Annotated in this window: 16 protein-coding genes; 9 read left to right on the forward strand and 7 right to left on the reverse strand. The window is 73.2% G+C overall.

All coding sequences use genetic code 11. The annotated features are described in order from the left end of the window. Positions 1-78 precede the first annotated feature (78 nt). Positions 79-453 carry a hypothetical protein gene (locus tag ACIQU3_RS28380; RefSeq protein ID WP_403732396.1) on the forward strand — a complete coding sequence of 125 codons (375 nt, stop codon included), beginning with the start codon at positions 79-81 and terminating at the stop codon, positions 451-453. After that, positions 450-1,229, forward strand: coding sequence for an endo alpha-1,4 polygalactosaminidase (locus ACIQU3_RS28385; RefSeq protein WP_403732399.1), 780 nt, complete (start codon positions 450-452; stop codon positions 1,227-1,229). Before ACIQU3_RS28380 ends, ACIQU3_RS28385 begins: the two co-directional genes overlap by 4 nt. Here ACIQU3_RS28385 and ACIQU3_RS28390 read toward each other — a convergent pair. Together ACIQU3_RS28390 and ACIQU3_RS28395 are read right to left on the reverse strand one after the other, a co-directional pair. After that, positions 1,189-1,800 (reverse strand): RDD family protein, encoded by a 612-nt coding sequence (locus tag ACIQU3_RS28390; RefSeq protein WP_403732402.1) that lies wholly within the window; start codon positions 1,798-1,800, stop codon positions 1,189-1,191. The two genes, ACIQU3_RS28385 and ACIQU3_RS28390, sit on opposite strands and share 41 nt — an antisense overlap. A gap of 82 nt (positions 1,801-1,882) precedes the next feature. Further along, positions 1,883-2,665 carry an adenosylcobinamide-GDP ribazoletransferase gene (locus tag ACIQU3_RS28395; RefSeq protein WP_403732405.1) on the reverse strand — a complete coding sequence of 261 codons (783 nt, stop codon included), beginning with the start codon at positions 2,663-2,665 and terminating at the stop codon, positions 1,883-1,885. 60 nt (positions 2,666-2,725) lie between these two features. Between ACIQU3_RS28395 and ACIQU3_RS28400 the strand changes: the two genes are divergently transcribed. Beyond that, positions 2,726-3,487 carry a hypothetical protein gene (locus tag ACIQU3_RS28400; RefSeq protein ID WP_403732411.1) on the forward strand — a complete coding sequence of 254 codons (762 nt, stop codon included), beginning with the start codon at positions 2,726-2,728 and terminating at the stop codon, positions 3,485-3,487. On the opposite strand, the gene ACIQU3_RS28405 is transcribed toward ACIQU3_RS28400, so the two are convergent. Next, the gene (locus tag ACIQU3_RS28405; RefSeq protein WP_403732413.1) at positions 3,427-4,125 is read right to left on the reverse strand and encodes a hypothetical protein; all 699 of its coding nucleotides are present in this window, start codon (positions 4,123-4,125) and stop codon (positions 3,427-3,429) included. The two genes, ACIQU3_RS28400 and ACIQU3_RS28405, sit on opposite strands and share 61 nt — an antisense overlap. A gap of 133 nt (positions 4,126-4,258) precedes the next feature. Further along, positions 4,259-5,449: a nicotinate-nucleotide--dimethylbenzimidazole phosphoribosyltransferase gene (gene cobT, locus ACIQU3_RS28410; RefSeq protein WP_403732415.1), complete on the reverse strand. Its 1,191-nt coding sequence runs from the start codon at positions 5,447-5,449 to the stop codon at positions 4,259-4,261. Positions 5,450-5,631: 182 nt separating this feature from the next. Here cobT and ACIQU3_RS28415 point away from each other — a divergent pair, with 182 nt between their 5' ends. Beyond that, positions 5,632-6,678 carry a class I SAM-dependent methyltransferase gene (locus ACIQU3_RS28415; RefSeq protein WP_403732418.1) on the forward strand — a complete coding sequence of 349 codons (1,047 nt, stop codon included), beginning with the start codon at positions 5,632-5,634 and terminating at the stop codon, positions 6,676-6,678. 97 nt (positions 6,679-6,775) lie between these two features. On the opposite strand, the gene ACIQU3_RS28420 is transcribed toward ACIQU3_RS28415, so the two are convergent. Then, entirely contained in the window at positions 6,776-7,975 is a 1,200-nt protein-coding gene (locus ACIQU3_RS28420) for a bifunctional adenosylcobinamide kinase/adenosylcobinamide-phosphate guanylyltransferase (protein WP_403928307.1), read from the reverse strand. 224 nt (positions 7,976-8,199) lie between these two features. On the opposite strand from ACIQU3_RS28420, the gene ACIQU3_RS28425 reads away from it, so the two are divergent. Continuing rightward, on the forward strand, positions 8,200-8,412 hold the full coding sequence (locus tag ACIQU3_RS28425; RefSeq protein WP_403928310.1) for a hypothetical protein: 213 nt from the start codon (positions 8,200-8,202) through the stop codon (positions 8,410-8,412). 45 nt (positions 8,413-8,457) lie between these two features. Here ACIQU3_RS28425 and ACIQU3_RS28430 read toward each other — a convergent pair whose 3' ends face one another. Together ACIQU3_RS28430 and ACIQU3_RS28435 are read right to left on the reverse strand one after the other, a co-directional pair. Continuing rightward, on the reverse strand, positions 8,458-9,159 hold the full coding sequence (locus ACIQU3_RS28430; RefSeq protein WP_403732425.1) for a class I SAM-dependent methyltransferase: 702 nt from the start codon (positions 9,157-9,159) through the stop codon (positions 8,458-8,460). 83 nt (positions 9,160-9,242) lie between these two features. Then, positions 9,243-9,842, reverse strand: coding sequence for a DUF3043 domain-containing protein (locus tag ACIQU3_RS28435; protein WP_366718324.1), 600 nt, complete (start codon positions 9,840-9,842; stop codon positions 9,243-9,245). Between the two features lie 317 nt (positions 9,843-10,159). Between ACIQU3_RS28435 and ACIQU3_RS28440 the strand changes: the two genes are divergently transcribed. From ACIQU3_RS28440 to ACIQU3_RS28455, 4 genes are all read left to right on the forward strand, one after another. Continuing rightward, positions 10,160-10,945 carry a PspA/IM30 family protein gene (locus ACIQU3_RS28440; protein ID WP_366718322.1) on the forward strand — a complete coding sequence of 262 codons (786 nt, stop codon included), beginning with the start codon at positions 10,160-10,162 and terminating at the stop codon, positions 10,943-10,945. 23 nt (positions 10,946-10,968) lie between these two features. Continuing rightward, entirely contained in the window at positions 10,969-11,247 is a 279-nt protein-coding gene (locus tag ACIQU3_RS28445) for a hypothetical protein (protein WP_403928313.1), read from the forward strand. A 199-nt stretch (positions 11,248-11,446) separates the two neighbouring features. Beyond that, positions 11,447-12,676, forward strand: coding sequence for a sensor histidine kinase (locus ACIQU3_RS28450; RefSeq protein WP_403928315.1), 1,230 nt, complete (start codon positions 11,447-11,449; stop codon positions 12,674-12,676). Continuing rightward, entirely contained in the window at positions 12,673-13,356 is a 684-nt protein-coding gene (locus ACIQU3_RS28455; RefSeq protein ID WP_403732437.1) for a response regulator, read from the forward strand. The genes ACIQU3_RS28450 and ACIQU3_RS28455 overlap by 4 nt, the downstream gene beginning before the upstream one ends. Positions 13,357-13,377: the final 21 nt, after the last annotated feature.

A 13,377-nucleotide genomic window follows, 5' to 3' on the forward strand; every position in this document is an offset into this window, starting at 1 on the left:
GCGTTCACCTGTCGGTGGCGTAGTGGCCAGTTCCCGGCCCCCCACACCGGTGAACCGGGTCACACTCGGCGCGATCCGGTGAGGCGCCCCGCTCGCCGGCTCCGACGAGCGGGCGCGACCCCGCACGGCGGCCCCCGTACGCCTCGTGCCGGTCTCGTCCTCAACCACGGCAGGACACCGCACCCCTGCTGCGCCCGCATCGCCGACGTCCTCGTCACGTTCGAGGGACCGTGGGCCTCCTACCTCGCGCAGCCCGCGCAGCCGAGGCCGGGCGGCCCGGACGTACGCCTGTGCCACCTGGTGCACGGAGTCCCGCCGGACGCCGACCCGGAGGGCCCGGCCCGGGCACGCGGCGCGGCGGTGCGCTGCGCGGTGCCCGGAACCGGAGATCATCCCTGGGGCACACTGCCGTACGCACTGCGCCCCACAGACACCACGGAGAGCACCCCGTGAGACGCCCGTTCCCGCTCGTCGCCCTGCTCGTCCTGCTGCTCGCGGGATGTACCCGGGCCCCCGACGACAAGCCCCGCCCCCGCTGGCAGCCCCGCCCCGGCACCGCCTGGCAGTGGCAGCTCAGCGGGCGCCTGGACACCTCCGTCGACGTGCCGGTCTACGACATCGACGGCTTCGACCACTCCGCGGACACCGTCGCCCGGCTGCACGGCGAGGACCGCAAGGTCATCTGCTACCTCTCCATGGGCGCCTGGGAGGAGTTCCGTCCGGACGCCGGTGACTTCCCCGCGCGGGTCCTCGGCCGCGGAAACGGCTGGAAGGGCGAACGCTGGCTGGACATCCGCCGCACCGACGTCCTGGAACCGCTCATGGCGGCCCGCGTCGACATGTGCCGCGACAAGGGCTTCGACGCCGTGGAACCCGACAACATGGACGGCTACCGCAACGACACGGGCTTCCCGCTCACGGCCACCGACCAGCTGCGCTACAACCGCCTCATCGCCCGGCTCGCCCACGACCGCGGCCTGGCCGTCGGGCTCAAGAACGACTTGGACCAGATCCCGGAACTGGTCGGCGACTTCGACTTCGCGGTCAACGAACAGTGCGCCCAGTACGGCGAGTGCACGGCCCTGAAGCCGTTCGTCGCGGCGGGCAAGGCCGTCTTCCACGTCGAGTACGAGCTCCCCACCGGCCGCTTCTGTGCCGACTCGCGCGGCCTGAGGCTCAGTTCGATGCTCAAGAAGTACGAACTGGGGGCGTGGCGACGGGCCTGCTGAGCCCGATGCCGGTGACGGCGGTGCCCGCGACCCGGTCGGCGAGGGAGCGGCGGGCGGGGGAGAGGACCGGCAGCGCGTTCAGCAGGAACAGCACCACCGCGACCGCCCACACCAGCACCGACAACGCGACCTGGCCCTCGACCAGCAGCACGCAGGCCACGGCGTACACGGCGACGTCCGCGGCGGTGGTGACCGCGGCCCGGCGCGCCGCCCTGACCCGGCGCGGGGAGTCCGCCGTGACCTTCAGCCCCACCAGGGCCTTGCCGACGGTGCGCCCGGCCAGGGCCAGGCACGCCCACTGGTAGAGAAACACCGCCAGCACCAGCAGCCCGAAGGCCTGTTCGACATAGAGCACCGACTTGTCCCACAGCGAGAGCCCGAGGTCCTGCGAGGCGTCGAGCACGTCGCCGCGCGAGGTCAGCAGGTCGAAACCGCCGCGGGCGGCCAGCTCGGGCACGTCGGTGACGAGCGCGGAGACCCGGTGGAAGGTGAGTACGGCGAGCGCCGAGGCCAGCGCCAGCACCAGTGCGAAATCGACGAACCAGGCCGCGGCGCGGCGCAGTTTCGGCATGAACGTCCCCCGATCACATGTGCGTCGGGGCAGGAAGTTAGCGGCTGGGCGGCCCGTGCAGGAGGGGGACGCGGAGATCGTTTCAGCCCAGTGACAGAACGACCAGCGCCGTGGTCGCCGCCGTCTCCGCCAGACCGCCGAAGACGTCCCCCGTGACCCCGCCGAATCGGCGCGTGCAGTGATGCAGCAGCGCCTCCGCCGCGGCCAGGGCGAGGACCACCGCGAGCACCGTCCGGATCACGTCGTACGGCCCGAGGAGGGCACCGGCCGCTGCCGCTGCTCCCGTGACGGCCACGACGGCGATCACCGCCCCCCGCAACGGCACCACCCCCGCGACCGCCGCCCCGAGCCCCTCCGGCCGGGCCGCGGGCACCCCGGCCCGGGCCGCCAGGGTCAGGGCCAGCCGCGCGAGGGCCGCCGAGACGACCGCGGCGCAGGCGCCCCGGGCCCAGGAGCCGTCGTAGGCCCGGGCGAGCGCGGCGACCTGCGCGAGCAGGACGAGGACCAGGGTGATCACCCCGAACGGCCCGATGTCCGACTGCTTCATGATCCGCAGCGCGTCGTCGGCGGGCTTGCCACTGCCCAGCCCGTCGGCGGTGTCCGCGAGCCCGTCGAGGTGCAGCCCACGGGTGAGCGCGGCCGGCACGGCGACACTCGCCACGGCGGCGAGCGGGGCGCCCGCACCCAGGAAGAGCAGCGCCAGCCCGAGCCCGGCGGCGGCGGCACCGACCGCGAGGCCCACCAGCGGGGCGCACAGCATGCCGCCGCGAGCGGCCTGACGGTCCCATCGGGTCACCCGGACGGGAATCACCGTGAGGGTGCCGAAGGCGAAGCGGAGGCCGTCCAAGGGCGAGGTTCTGGGCACCGGCGCAGGCTACCGGCCGGTCAGGAGAGCGGGAACGGCAGCCGAGGATAAAGTTCGCATATGGGATGGTTGGAGCGGAACATCATCGAACCCGGCAAGCTGCCACTGCTTCTCGCCCTCATCGCGTTCGTGCTGACCTTTCTGATCACCCGGCTCATCACCCGCCTCATCCGGGCGGGCAAGGGTCCCTTCGGCAACGTCAGCAGCGGCGGCGTCCACGTCCACCACGTGGTCCCCGGGGTCATCCTGACGATCGTCGGCGGCTTCGGTGCGGTGGCGGGCGGCCAGCACGGCTTCGGCTCGTGCCTGGCCGCGGTGTTCTTCGGCATCGGAGCGGGCCTCGTCCTCGACGAGTTCGCCCTGGTCCTGCATCTCGCCGACGTCTACTGGACCCCGGACGGCCGCAAGAGCGTGGAGATGGTCGTCCTCACCGCCTCGCTCGTCGGCCTGCTCCTGATCGGCTTCTCGCCGCTGGGCGTCAACGACCTCAACGACGACCAGCAGCAGAACCGCGCCGTCGTCCTCGTGGAGATCCTCGTGAACTTCGCGTTCGCCCTCGTCGCCCTGTTCAAGGGCAAGGTCCGCCTCGCGGTCGTCGGTGTGATCATCCCCTTCGTCGCGCTGGTCGCGGCCGTGCGGCTGGCCCGGCCCACCTCCCCCTGGGCCAAACGGTTCTACCGCAACCGGCCCCGCGCCCGGGCCAGATCCGCCCTGCGCTCCTACCACCACGACCGCCGCTGGGCACTCCCCATGCGGGCGGTTCAGGACTGGATCGGCGGCGCGCCCGACCCCGAACCGGCCCGGTCCCTCGAACGCCGCTGACGCAGCTCGCCGACCGCGCACAGCACCAGCACCGCCGCGATCGCCGCCAGGTGCTCCTTGCCCGCGAGGTTCTCCTTCAGCGCGACCTCGGCCACCATGGCCCCGATCACCACCGAGGCCGTGACGTACGCGCGGTAGCGCCACCCCAGGAAGACGGCGAGTCCCACCACCGCCGCGGACGGCCCGGTGTCCACGACCCGGGCGTCCGAGGCGGGCAGGCCGAGCGGGGACTGCGGGCCGAGCCAGATGCCCAGGCGCGCGTACAGCGTGCCCGCGAGCGTCGCGACGTAGGCGAGGGCCAGGGTCCGCCACCGGCCGAGGCACAGCTCGGCGATGCCGAACACCAGCAGGATCTGTACCAGCGCGCCCCACACCGGCAGGTCCAGCGCGGGTACGAACAGCGACAGCGGCGTCCGCAGCAGCGCCGCCCACAGCGGGTCCTCGGCCCGTACGCCGCCGGCCTCCTGTACGGCTTCATAGCCCCACGACTGGTTGTGCACGACGTGCAGCACCGCCGTGAGGCACACGGCCGCGACCGCCATCGGCGCGGCCCGCCGGCGCCGTTCGGCCAGTGGCCCGCGCACCGCGCCGTACAGCGCACCCCATTCGGCGCGGGCCCAGCGGGCGAGCGTGGTCATGCGGCGGTCGTCCTCGTCCGTGCGGGGCCTGGTCTGAGGGTGTCTGCGACTCAGTCAAACCGACACCACGTTCCAGGACCGACCGGAACGGGACGAAGTTGAGCCAGGCGGGCGTGACCTGGATCTCGGGCCGTTACTCCGCGGTGGGCGCCCCCGGGGCCTGTGGCGCGCCCGGCTCCTCGGACCCCTTCGCCTCCCCGGACGCCGGTGCCTCCTCGGACCCCTTCGCCCCCCCGGACGCCGGTGCCTCCTCGGACTCCTTCGGCTTCTCGGACTCCTTGGGCTTCTCGGGCAGCTCCGCCGCCAGGGCGGCCGCCGCCTGCACCAGCGGCAGCGCCAGCAGGCCCCCGGCGCCCTCCCCGACGGTCACCCCGTGGGTGAGCAGCGGCTCCAGCGCCATCCGGTCCAGCGCCTTCGCCTGCCCGGGCTCCCCGCTGTCGTGCGCGGCCAGCCACCAGTCCGGTGCCCGGAACGCGATCCGCTGCCCGACCAGGGCGCACGCCGCCGTCACGACACCGTCGAGCACCACCGGCAGCTTGCGCACCGCGCTCTGCAGCAGGAAGCCCGTCATCGCGGCGAAGTCGGCCCCGCCCACCGTCGCCAGCAGCTGCAACTGGTCCCCGAGCACCGGCCGTGCCCGGCGCAGCGCGTCGCGGATCGCCGCGCACTTGCGCATCCACGCCAGATCGTCGATCGCCAGCCCGCCACGCCCGGTGACGACCGACGCGTCCACCCCGCACAGCGCCGCGACCAGCACGCCCGCCACCGTGGTCCCGCCGACGCTGACATCGCCGAGCACCACCAGATCCGTGCCCGAGTCGGCCTCCTCGTCGGCCACCGCGACCCCGGCCCGGAACGCCGCCTCCGCCTCCTCGAGGGTGAGGGCGTCCTCCACGTCGATGCGCCCGCTCCCGCGCCGCACCCGGTGCCGTACGACGTCCGCCGGCAGGGCCTCGGGATCGCAGTCCAGCGCCATGTCGACGACCCGTACCGGCACGCCCAGCCGCCGCGCCAGCACCGCCACCGGCCGGCCGCCCTCCAGGACCTCGCGCACCAACTCCCCGGCGCTGCCCGCCGCACGGGCCGAGACGCCCAGCCCGGCGATGCCGTGGTCACCGGCGAAGAGCACCACCCGGGGCCGTTCGACCGGCCGGACCGGCACGGCGGACTGCGCCGCCGCCAGCCACTCACCCAGTTCGTCGAGGCGGCCCAGCGACCCGGGCGGCACGATCTGTCGCTCGCGGCGCGCCTCGGCGTCCCGGCGGACCCCGCCGTCCGGACGCTCGATCAGATCGGTGAAGTCGTCGAGATTAAGCGAGCTCATTCGCCGAACAGTACCGGCCCTGCCCGAACAGCACGGCGGCACATCACCACTCCGTCACGGCGACGTCGTTGCACCCGGCATCGGCATCCCATACGTTCCGTTTTGCAGCGGATTGTCGTATGTGGTTCGCCCATGTCCCCGCCCTAGTCCTTGCGGTACGCCGTCGCGCCCGGGAGCCGCCCATGCCCGCACACCCCGCCCCCTCAGCACCCCCGGTCCGCCAGGCGACCACCCGGGTCCACGAACCGCGCCGGGCGGACTGCCCGTGGTGCGGCTCCACCTCCCTGCGCAACCGGCTGCGCACCGGTGACCTGCGGCAGTACGAACCGGGCAGCTTCACGGTCGACGCCTGCCGGGACTGCGGCCACACCTTCCAGAACCCGCGCCTCACGGTGGAGGGCCTCGCCCTGTACCACCGGACCGTGGGCGGCGCGTCCAGGGACCCGTCGAGCGACGGCCTCCTCGCCCTGCGCGGCAGCGCCCGCCGCCACCGCTCGGCCGCCCGGGCGATGCTGCGCCACGGCGAGCCGGAGAGCTGGCTCGACGTCGGGACGGGCCACGCCGGCTTCCCCGCCACGGCCCGGCAGTTCTTCCCCTACACCGCCTTCGACGGCCTGGACCCCACCCCGCGCGTGGTGCGCGCCCGCACCGCCGACCGCGTCGAGGAGGCCCATGTCGGCCGCCTGACGGACCGGCGGATCGCCGCCCCGCTGCGCGCCCGCTACGACGTGGTCAGCATGCTCCACCACCTGGAGGGCACCCCCGACCCGCGGGCGGAACTCCGGGCCGCTCTGTCCGTCCTGCGCCCCGGAGGCCACCTGCTCATCGAGACCCTGACCCCCCGCAGCGTCTTCGCCGCCCTGCTGGGCCGCTGGTGGCTCCCCTACGACCAGCCGCGCCACCTCCATCTGCTGCCCCCGCAGAACGTTCGCGCGGAACTCGAGTCGGCCGGCTGCACGATCCTCACGCTCGACCACCGCCCCGTGCACGTCCCCCACGACCTCGCGGGCGCCACGTCCCTGGCCCTCTCCCACGCCCTGCCCGCCCCCGACACCGCCTGGCGGGCGATCCCCCCGCCCCCGGTCCAGCGGCACACCCGCACGGCCCTGCTCCGCGCGGGCCTCCCCCTGGTCGCCGTGGCGGCGCTGGCCGACCACCTCATCGCCCCGGTGGCCCGCCGCACACGCTTCGCGAACACCTACCGCGTGATCGCCCGCACGGCCGAGTAGACCGGGGGACGGGTAGTCCGGGTCGCTGGAGGGGCGGGACGCGGAGGGGCTGGGAAGTCCGGCTCAGCCCCGCGGCACCATCGCGTGCCGCACCGGCTCAGCCCCGCAGCACCACCGCCTGCCCCGCCACCACCAGCAGCACGTGCTCGCACTCGTCCGCGAAGCCCGCGTTCAGCCGCCCGAGTTCGTCCCGGTAACGCCGTCCCGACGCCGTCGACGGGACGATCCCCGACCCCACCTCGTTCGACACGGCGACCACGGTCCGCCGGGTGGCCCGCACCGCCTCCGTCAGCTCCCGCACCCGCTCCCGCAGCGCCTTCTCCCCACGCTCCGCCCACACCGCGTCGTCCCACGCCCCGACCGAGTCCATCGCGTCGGTCAGCCACAGCGACAGGCAGTCGATGAGCAGGGGCGGCCCCTCGGCCTCCAGCAGCGGCACCAGATCGCAGGTCTCGACCGTCTGCCACGACCCCGGCCGCCGCTCCCGGTGGGCCGACACCCGCGAGGACCACTCCGTGTCCCCGTTGCGCGACCCGCCCGTCGCCACGTACAGCACGTCAGGAAAGGCCTCCAGCCGCCGCTCGGCCTCCACCGACTTGCCCGACCGTGCCCCGCCCAGCACCAGGGTCCGCCGCGGCACGTCCGGCACGTCCTCGTACGCCCCCACCACCAGCGTCACCCCGTCCGGCACGGCCCGTGCCCCGGCGGCCGCGAGCCGCCGCCCCAGCTCGGGGCCGGGCGGCAGGTCGTGGTCCAGATGGACGGCGACCACGTCGGTGGTCGGGCCGACCGCTCCCACCGCCCGCAGCCTGGCCAGCGCGTCCGGCCGCCCCACGACATCCGTGAGGACCATGTCGTACGACTCGGCCGGCTCCGCCAGGCCCGCCGGCGCCCCGCCCGGCGGCAGATACAGCAGCCGCTGCCCCTCCGGCCCGGTCACCGCGTACCCGGTGCCCGGCGCGTCCAGCGCCACCGCCCGCACCCGGTGCCCCGTCAGCAGCGTCAACTCCCGCCCGTCCGGCACCCGTCCGGGCTGCGGCAGCCCCGCGGGCACCTCGACCGCCGGCCCGTCGTGCGGATGCGACAGCAGGACCTGACGGACACCGGTCAGGGAACGGCCCGCCCGAGCCGCCGCGAACGCCGCACCCGGCGTCAGGTCGAGCAGCAGCACCCCGTCCACGAGCAACGCGGTGGCCGCCCGCGCATCCGGTCCGAGAGCGGCCGCACAGGCCGCGCAGGGACAGTCGGGGCGGGGAAGTCCCGCGGGGGCGCCGGTGCCGAGCAGAGTGAGTTCCACGCCCCGATTCTCACCCGTGAGCATGAGACATGCGTGATGGAGACGCCCCTGAAGGGGCGCGGGGAACTGCGCGACCAGCCGACCACGACCCGCACAGGCCCACCGCCCTCACCCCCGCAAGGCATATAACGCCGAACCCAGCTGAGCGCTTACGCTCTGAGTCGGAGCCGGACCAAGATCCGGCTTTTCGCTGTGCAGTGTGCTCACACACATGGGAGGCGTACATGGCGGCATGGACGTGGCGGTTCGAGAAGACCGACGGTACGGAGGTCCAGCCCTCGGTGCCGCCGGAGGAGTTCCCCACCCAGGGGGACGCCGAGTCCTGGATCGGGGAGCACTGGAAGACCCTCCAGGAGGGCGGTGCCGACCAGGTGCGGCTGTTCGAGGACGCCACGGAGATCTACGGGCCGATGAGCCTGCACGCGGCCGAGGCGTGAGCCGGTGGGCGGGGGCCACGGCCCTCGCCCATCACCTTCCGGGTGTCAGCCGCGCACACCGCACAGGTGCAGCAGCGCCGCCACCCCGCGGTACGGATCCGTCCGCCCGGCCTTCTCCTCCACCGCGAGCAGTGTCTCCACGTCGGCCGGCACCTCCGCGCCGTCCGCCGCCGTGTCGGTGAACACCCGCACCCCGTACCAGGCGTGCAGCGGCGCACCGATCCCCGCGAGCGTCGCCGTCAGGTCCTTCAGCCGGTCGGCCCGTACGTCGAGCCCCAGCCGGTTTCGGTAGGAGACGGTGTCGAAGGCCGCCAGCGCCCCCGACCAGTCACCCGACAGGCCCGGCCGGATCGCGAGCGCGTCGCCGTTGCGCACCAGCAGGGACAGCAGCCCGCCCGGTGCGAGCATCCGTGCGAGCCCCGCCAGCAGCGGATCGGGCTCCTCGACGTACATCAGGACGCCGTGGCACAGCACCACGTCGAAACTGCCCGGCAGGAAGTGCACGCCGGTGTCCCGGCCGTCGCCCTCGATGATCCGCATCCGCTCCCGGATGCCCTCCGGTTCCCCGGCGAGGGACTCCCGGGCCACGGCGACCATCGTCGCGTCCTGCTCCAGACCGGTCACCTGGTGACCGGCCCGGGCCAGCCGCAGCGCCTGCGTGCCCTGGCCCATCCCCACGTCCAGCACCCGCAGGCGCCGGCCGACCGGGAACCGGCCGACTATCTGCTCGTCCAGCTGGCGGGCCACCAGCTCCTGCCGGACGACATCGCGCAGCCCGCCCAGCTTGTCCAGCCAGGCATCCGCCGCACCCCCGGAGAACGGCGTCGTGGTCAGGGCCGCTCTCCACGCTTGACCTGCGGCTTCGGCAGCCGGAGCCGACGCATCTGGAGCGAGCGCATCAGGGCGTAGGCGACGGCGCCGCGCTTGTTCTCACCCGCGAAGCGCTCGTTCAGCTGCTTCTTCAGACGGAACGACGTCACGAACGAGTCGAGCACGATCAGCACGATCACCACGAGCCACAGCAGCAGCGCGATGTTCTGCAGCGACGCCACCCGCACCATGCTCAGCACGAGGATGACCACGGCCATCGGCAGGAAGAACTCCGCGATGTTGAACCGGGAGTCGACGAAGTCGCGCGCGAACCGGCGGACCGGCCCCTTGTCACGCGCGGGCAGATACCGCTCGTCGCCGCTCGCCAGCGCCTGGCGCTGCCGCTCCATCGCGGCACGGCGCTCCTCGCGCTGTCGCTTGGCGGCCTCCTTGCGCGTCGTCGACGTGTTGGCCACGCTGCGGCGCTGCGACTGGGCCGCACTGCGCTTGGGCGTGGGGCGGCCCTTCGGGGCCTCGGGGTGACGGGGCTGACTGGAGTCGGTCACCGGCGCCTTGTCGGCGTCCTGGGCCTTCTCATCCTTCGCACGGCTACGGAACACAAAACCCAAGGGTAAGGGCTTCCGGGCATGGACCCCAGCCCCGTGGGGAACGATCCGGCAACACCAGTCGTCAGTAAGGGGACAGAGGGGACGTTGCGTACGTCTCCGGATGTTCTCGGGGGTGTACGGCTCCGGTGACCCCGGGGACCACCTACTCCCTACGCCGGAGCGGGAGGGCACGCAGTCGTCCTTGGGGATGAGCGCATGCGTCCCCGAACAGTGCGGTAATGGATGCAGGGCCCGTACTGTGGGTTCTGTCGCAGGAGCAGCTGCCGGAGTCGGTCAGAAGGGGGCGCGCGAAGCCCATGAGCGGTGTCATGAAGCGTATGGGGATGATCTTCCGCGCGAAGGCGAACAAGGCCCTTGACCGGGCCGAGGACCCGCGCGAGACCCTCGATTACTCGTACCAGAAGCAGCTGGAGCTGCTGCAGAAGGTCCGCCGTGGCGTCGCCGACGTGGCGACCTCCCGCAAGCGCCTGGAGCTTCAGCTGAATCAGCTCCAGTCGCAGTCCGGCAAGCTGGAGGACCAGGGCCGCAAGGCGCTCGCGCTGGGCCGTGAGGACCTGGCCCGCGAAGCGCTCTCCCGCCGGGCCGCGCTCCAGCAGCAGGTGACCGACCTGGAGACCCAGCACGCGACGCTCCAGGGCGAGGAGGAGAAGCTCACCCTCGCGGCCCAGCGGCTCCAGGCCAAGGTCGACGCCTTCCGTACGAAGAAGGAGACCATCAAGGCGACGTACACCGCCGCTCAGGCGCAGACCCGGATCGGCGAGGCCTTCTCCGGCATCTCCGAGGAGATGGGCGACGTCGGCCTGGCCATCCAGCGCGCCGAGGACAAGACGGCACAGCTCCAGGCCCGCGCCGGCGCCATCGACGAGCTGCTCGCCTCCGGCGCCCTCGACGACCCCTCCGGCATGCACAAGGACGACATCCAGGCCGAGCTGGACCGGCTCTCCGGTGGTACGGATGTAGAGCTGGAGCTTCAGCGCATGAAGGCCGAGCTGGCCGGAGGGTCGAGCAGCGGCCAGCAGGCCATCGAAGGCGGCACGAGCCAGCAGCAGTCCCAGCAGCAGCCGCAGGACACACCGCGCTTCGACAAGCAGTAGGGGTCCACGCCTAGGAGGGCGACATGATCGTACGGATCATGGGGGAGGGCCAGGTGAGCCTGGCCGACGGCCACCTCGCCGAGCTGAACAGGCTGGACGACGAACTCCTGGCGGAGATGGAGAACGGCGACGGCCCCGGCTTCCGCCGCACCCTCCTGGCCCTCCTGACCAGGGTCCGCGACCTGGGCGCCCCCCTCCCGGACGACTCCCTGGAACCTTCGGAACTGATCCTGCCGTCCCCCGACGCGACCTTGGAGGAAGTCCGGGAGCTCCTCAGCGACGACGGCTTGATCCCGGGTTAGTGGTCCGCGGGCAGTCGTGCCGCTCGGGGCGATGGGGGTCCCCCCTGCCCGAGCGAAGCCGAGAGCTCGGGGGAGGTGGGCGCGGACGGCACCCCGCTCCGCCGGGTTGCGCACTCGCTCCGCCCTCAGCCCCGATGCCGAGCACCTCACACCCGGCACCCATATCCCTGCACACCCCGCCCAGCTACCGTAAACAGCCGTGAGCACCCTCGCGCGGGCCAGATGCCGGGCCAAAGCGCATCCCCTGGCCATGGACGCCGTCCTGGCCGCCGCCGTCCTCGTCTGCATGGTCGCCGGCTCGTTCGTGGAACCCAGGCACCGCGACAGCGTGAGCTGGGCCCTGCGCACCCCTGACCCGCTCAGCCTCCTCCTCATGACCTTCGGTGCCGCGGCCCTGGTCTTCCGCCGCCGCGCCCCCATGACGGTCCTCGCCCTCACCGGCACCCTCTCCGTCATCGAGTCCCTCACCGGCGACCCCCGCACCCCCGTCGCGATGTCCGCCGTCATCGCGCTCTACACCGTCGCCTCCACCACCGACCGCCCCACCACCTGGCGCGTCGGCCTGCTCACCATGACCGTGCTGACCGGCGCCGCCATGGCCGCGGGCCCCCTGCCCTGGTACGCCCAGGAGAACCTCGGAATCTTCGCCTGGACGGGGATCGGCGCCACCGCCGGCGACGCCGTCCGCAGCCGCCGCGCCTTCGTCCAGGCGATCAGAGAACGCGCCGAGAAGGCGGAACGCACCCGCGAGGAGGAGGCCCGCCGCCGCGTCGCCGAGGAACGCCTGCGCATCGCCCGCGACCTGCACGACGTCGTCGCCCACCACATCGCCCTGGTCAACGTCCAGGCCGGAGTCGCCGCCCACGTCATGGACAAGCGCCCCGACCAGGCCAAGGAGGCCCTCGGGCACGTCCGCGAGGCCAGCCGCTCCGCGCTCAACGAACTGCGCGCCACGGTCGGCCTGCTCCGGCAGTCCGACGACCCCGAGGCCCCCACCGAACCCGCCCCGGGACTGGACCGCCTCGACGAACTCACCGGCACCTTCCGCAACGCCGGCCTGCACATCGAGGTCGCCCGCGCCGACCAGGACACCCCCCTGCCCGCGGCGGTCGACCTGGCCGCCTACCGGATCATCCAGGAGGCCCTCACCAACGTGCAGAAGCACGCCGGGCCCAAGGCCAAGGCGGAGGTCAGCGTCGTCCGCGTCGGACCGAACATCGAGATCACCGTGCTCGACGACGGCAGCGGCGAGCGCGCGGACGAGCACGGGAACCACGACGGCGGCGGCCACGGACTGCTCGGCATGCGCGAACGCGTCACCGCCCTGCGCGGCACCCTCACCACCGGTCCCCGCTACGGCGACGGTTTCCGCGTCCATGCCATCCTGCCGTTGAAGAACCGCACACCGACCGGGGAGGACCCCGCATGACCATCCGTGTCCTGCTCGCCGACGACCAGGCGCTGCTGCGCAGCGCCTTTCGCGTGCTCGTCGACTCCGAGCCCGACATGGAGGTGGTCGGCGAGGCCGCAGACGGCGCGGAAGCGGTCCGGCTGACGAAGGAGCAGCACGCCGACGTCGTACTCATGGACATCCGCATGCCCGGCACGGACGGTCTCGCCGCGACCCGCATGATCAGCGCCGACCCCGACCTCGCCGACGTCCGGGTGGTCATCCTGACGACCTTCGAGGTCGACGACTACGTCGTGCAGTCGCTGCGCGCGGGCGCCTCCGGCTTCCTCGGCAAGGGCTCCGAACCCGAGGAACTGCTGAACGCCATCCGCATCGCCGCGGGCGGCCAGGCGCTGCTGTCCCCGGCGGCGACCACGGGCCTGATCGCCCGGTTCCTCGCCACGCAGGACCCGGCCGACGGCGACCGCGACCCGGCCCGCGGTGAACGGCTCGACTCGCTCACCGTCCGGGAGCGCGAGGTGCTGGTCCAGGTCGCCGGCGGGCACTCCAACGACGAGATCGCCGAGCGCCTCGAAGTCAGCCCGCTGACGGTGAAGACCCACGTCAACCGGGCCATGGCCAAGCTCGGCGCCCGGGACCGCGCCCAGCTCGTGGTCACCGCCTACGAGTCCGGCCTGGTCCGTCCAAGGGTGGAGTGAACCCGACCCGGGCGTACTGCG

This window comes from Streptomyces sp. NPDC101110 (assembly GCF_044759525.1).
Lineage (GTDB): Bacteria > Actinomycetota > Actinomycetes > Streptomycetales > Streptomycetaceae > Streptomyces.

Bases quoted from the DNA above. Each gene is read 5' to 3' on its own strand.
- ACIQU3_RS28425 (WP_403928310.1), top strand. From the start codon at position 8,200: ATGGCGGCATGGACGTGGCGGTTCGAGAAGACCGACGGTACGGAGGTC.
- ACIQU3_RS28455 (WP_403732437.1), top strand. From the start codon at position 12,673: ATGACCATCCGTGTCCTGCTCGCCGACGACCAGGCGCTGCTGCGCAGC.
- cobT (WP_403732415.1), bottom strand. From the start codon at position 5,449: ATGAGCTCGCTTAATCTCGACGACTTCACCGATCTGATCGAGCGTCCG.
- ACIQU3_RS28390 (WP_403732402.1), bottom strand. From the start codon at position 1,800: ATGCCGAAACTGCGCCGCGCCGCGGCCTGGTTCGTCGATTTCGCACTG.
- ACIQU3_RS28415 (WP_403732418.1), top strand. From the start codon at position 5,632: ATGCCCGCACACCCCGCCCCCTCAGCACCCCCGGTCCGCCAGGCGACC.
- ACIQU3_RS28440 (WP_366718322.1), top strand. From the start codon at position 10,160: ATGAAGCGTATGGGGATGATCTTCCGCGCGAAGGCGAACAAGGCCCTT.
- ACIQU3_RS28405 (WP_403732413.1), bottom strand. From the start codon at position 4,125: ATGACCACGCTCGCCCGCTGGGCCCGCGCCGAATGGGGTGCGCTGTAC.
- ACIQU3_RS28400 (WP_403732411.1), top strand. From the start codon at position 2,726: ATGGGATGGTTGGAGCGGAACATCATCGAACCCGGCAAGCTGCCACTG.
- ACIQU3_RS28445 (WP_403928313.1), top strand. From the start codon at position 10,969: ATGATCGTACGGATCATGGGGGAGGGCCAGGTGAGCCTGGCCGACGGC.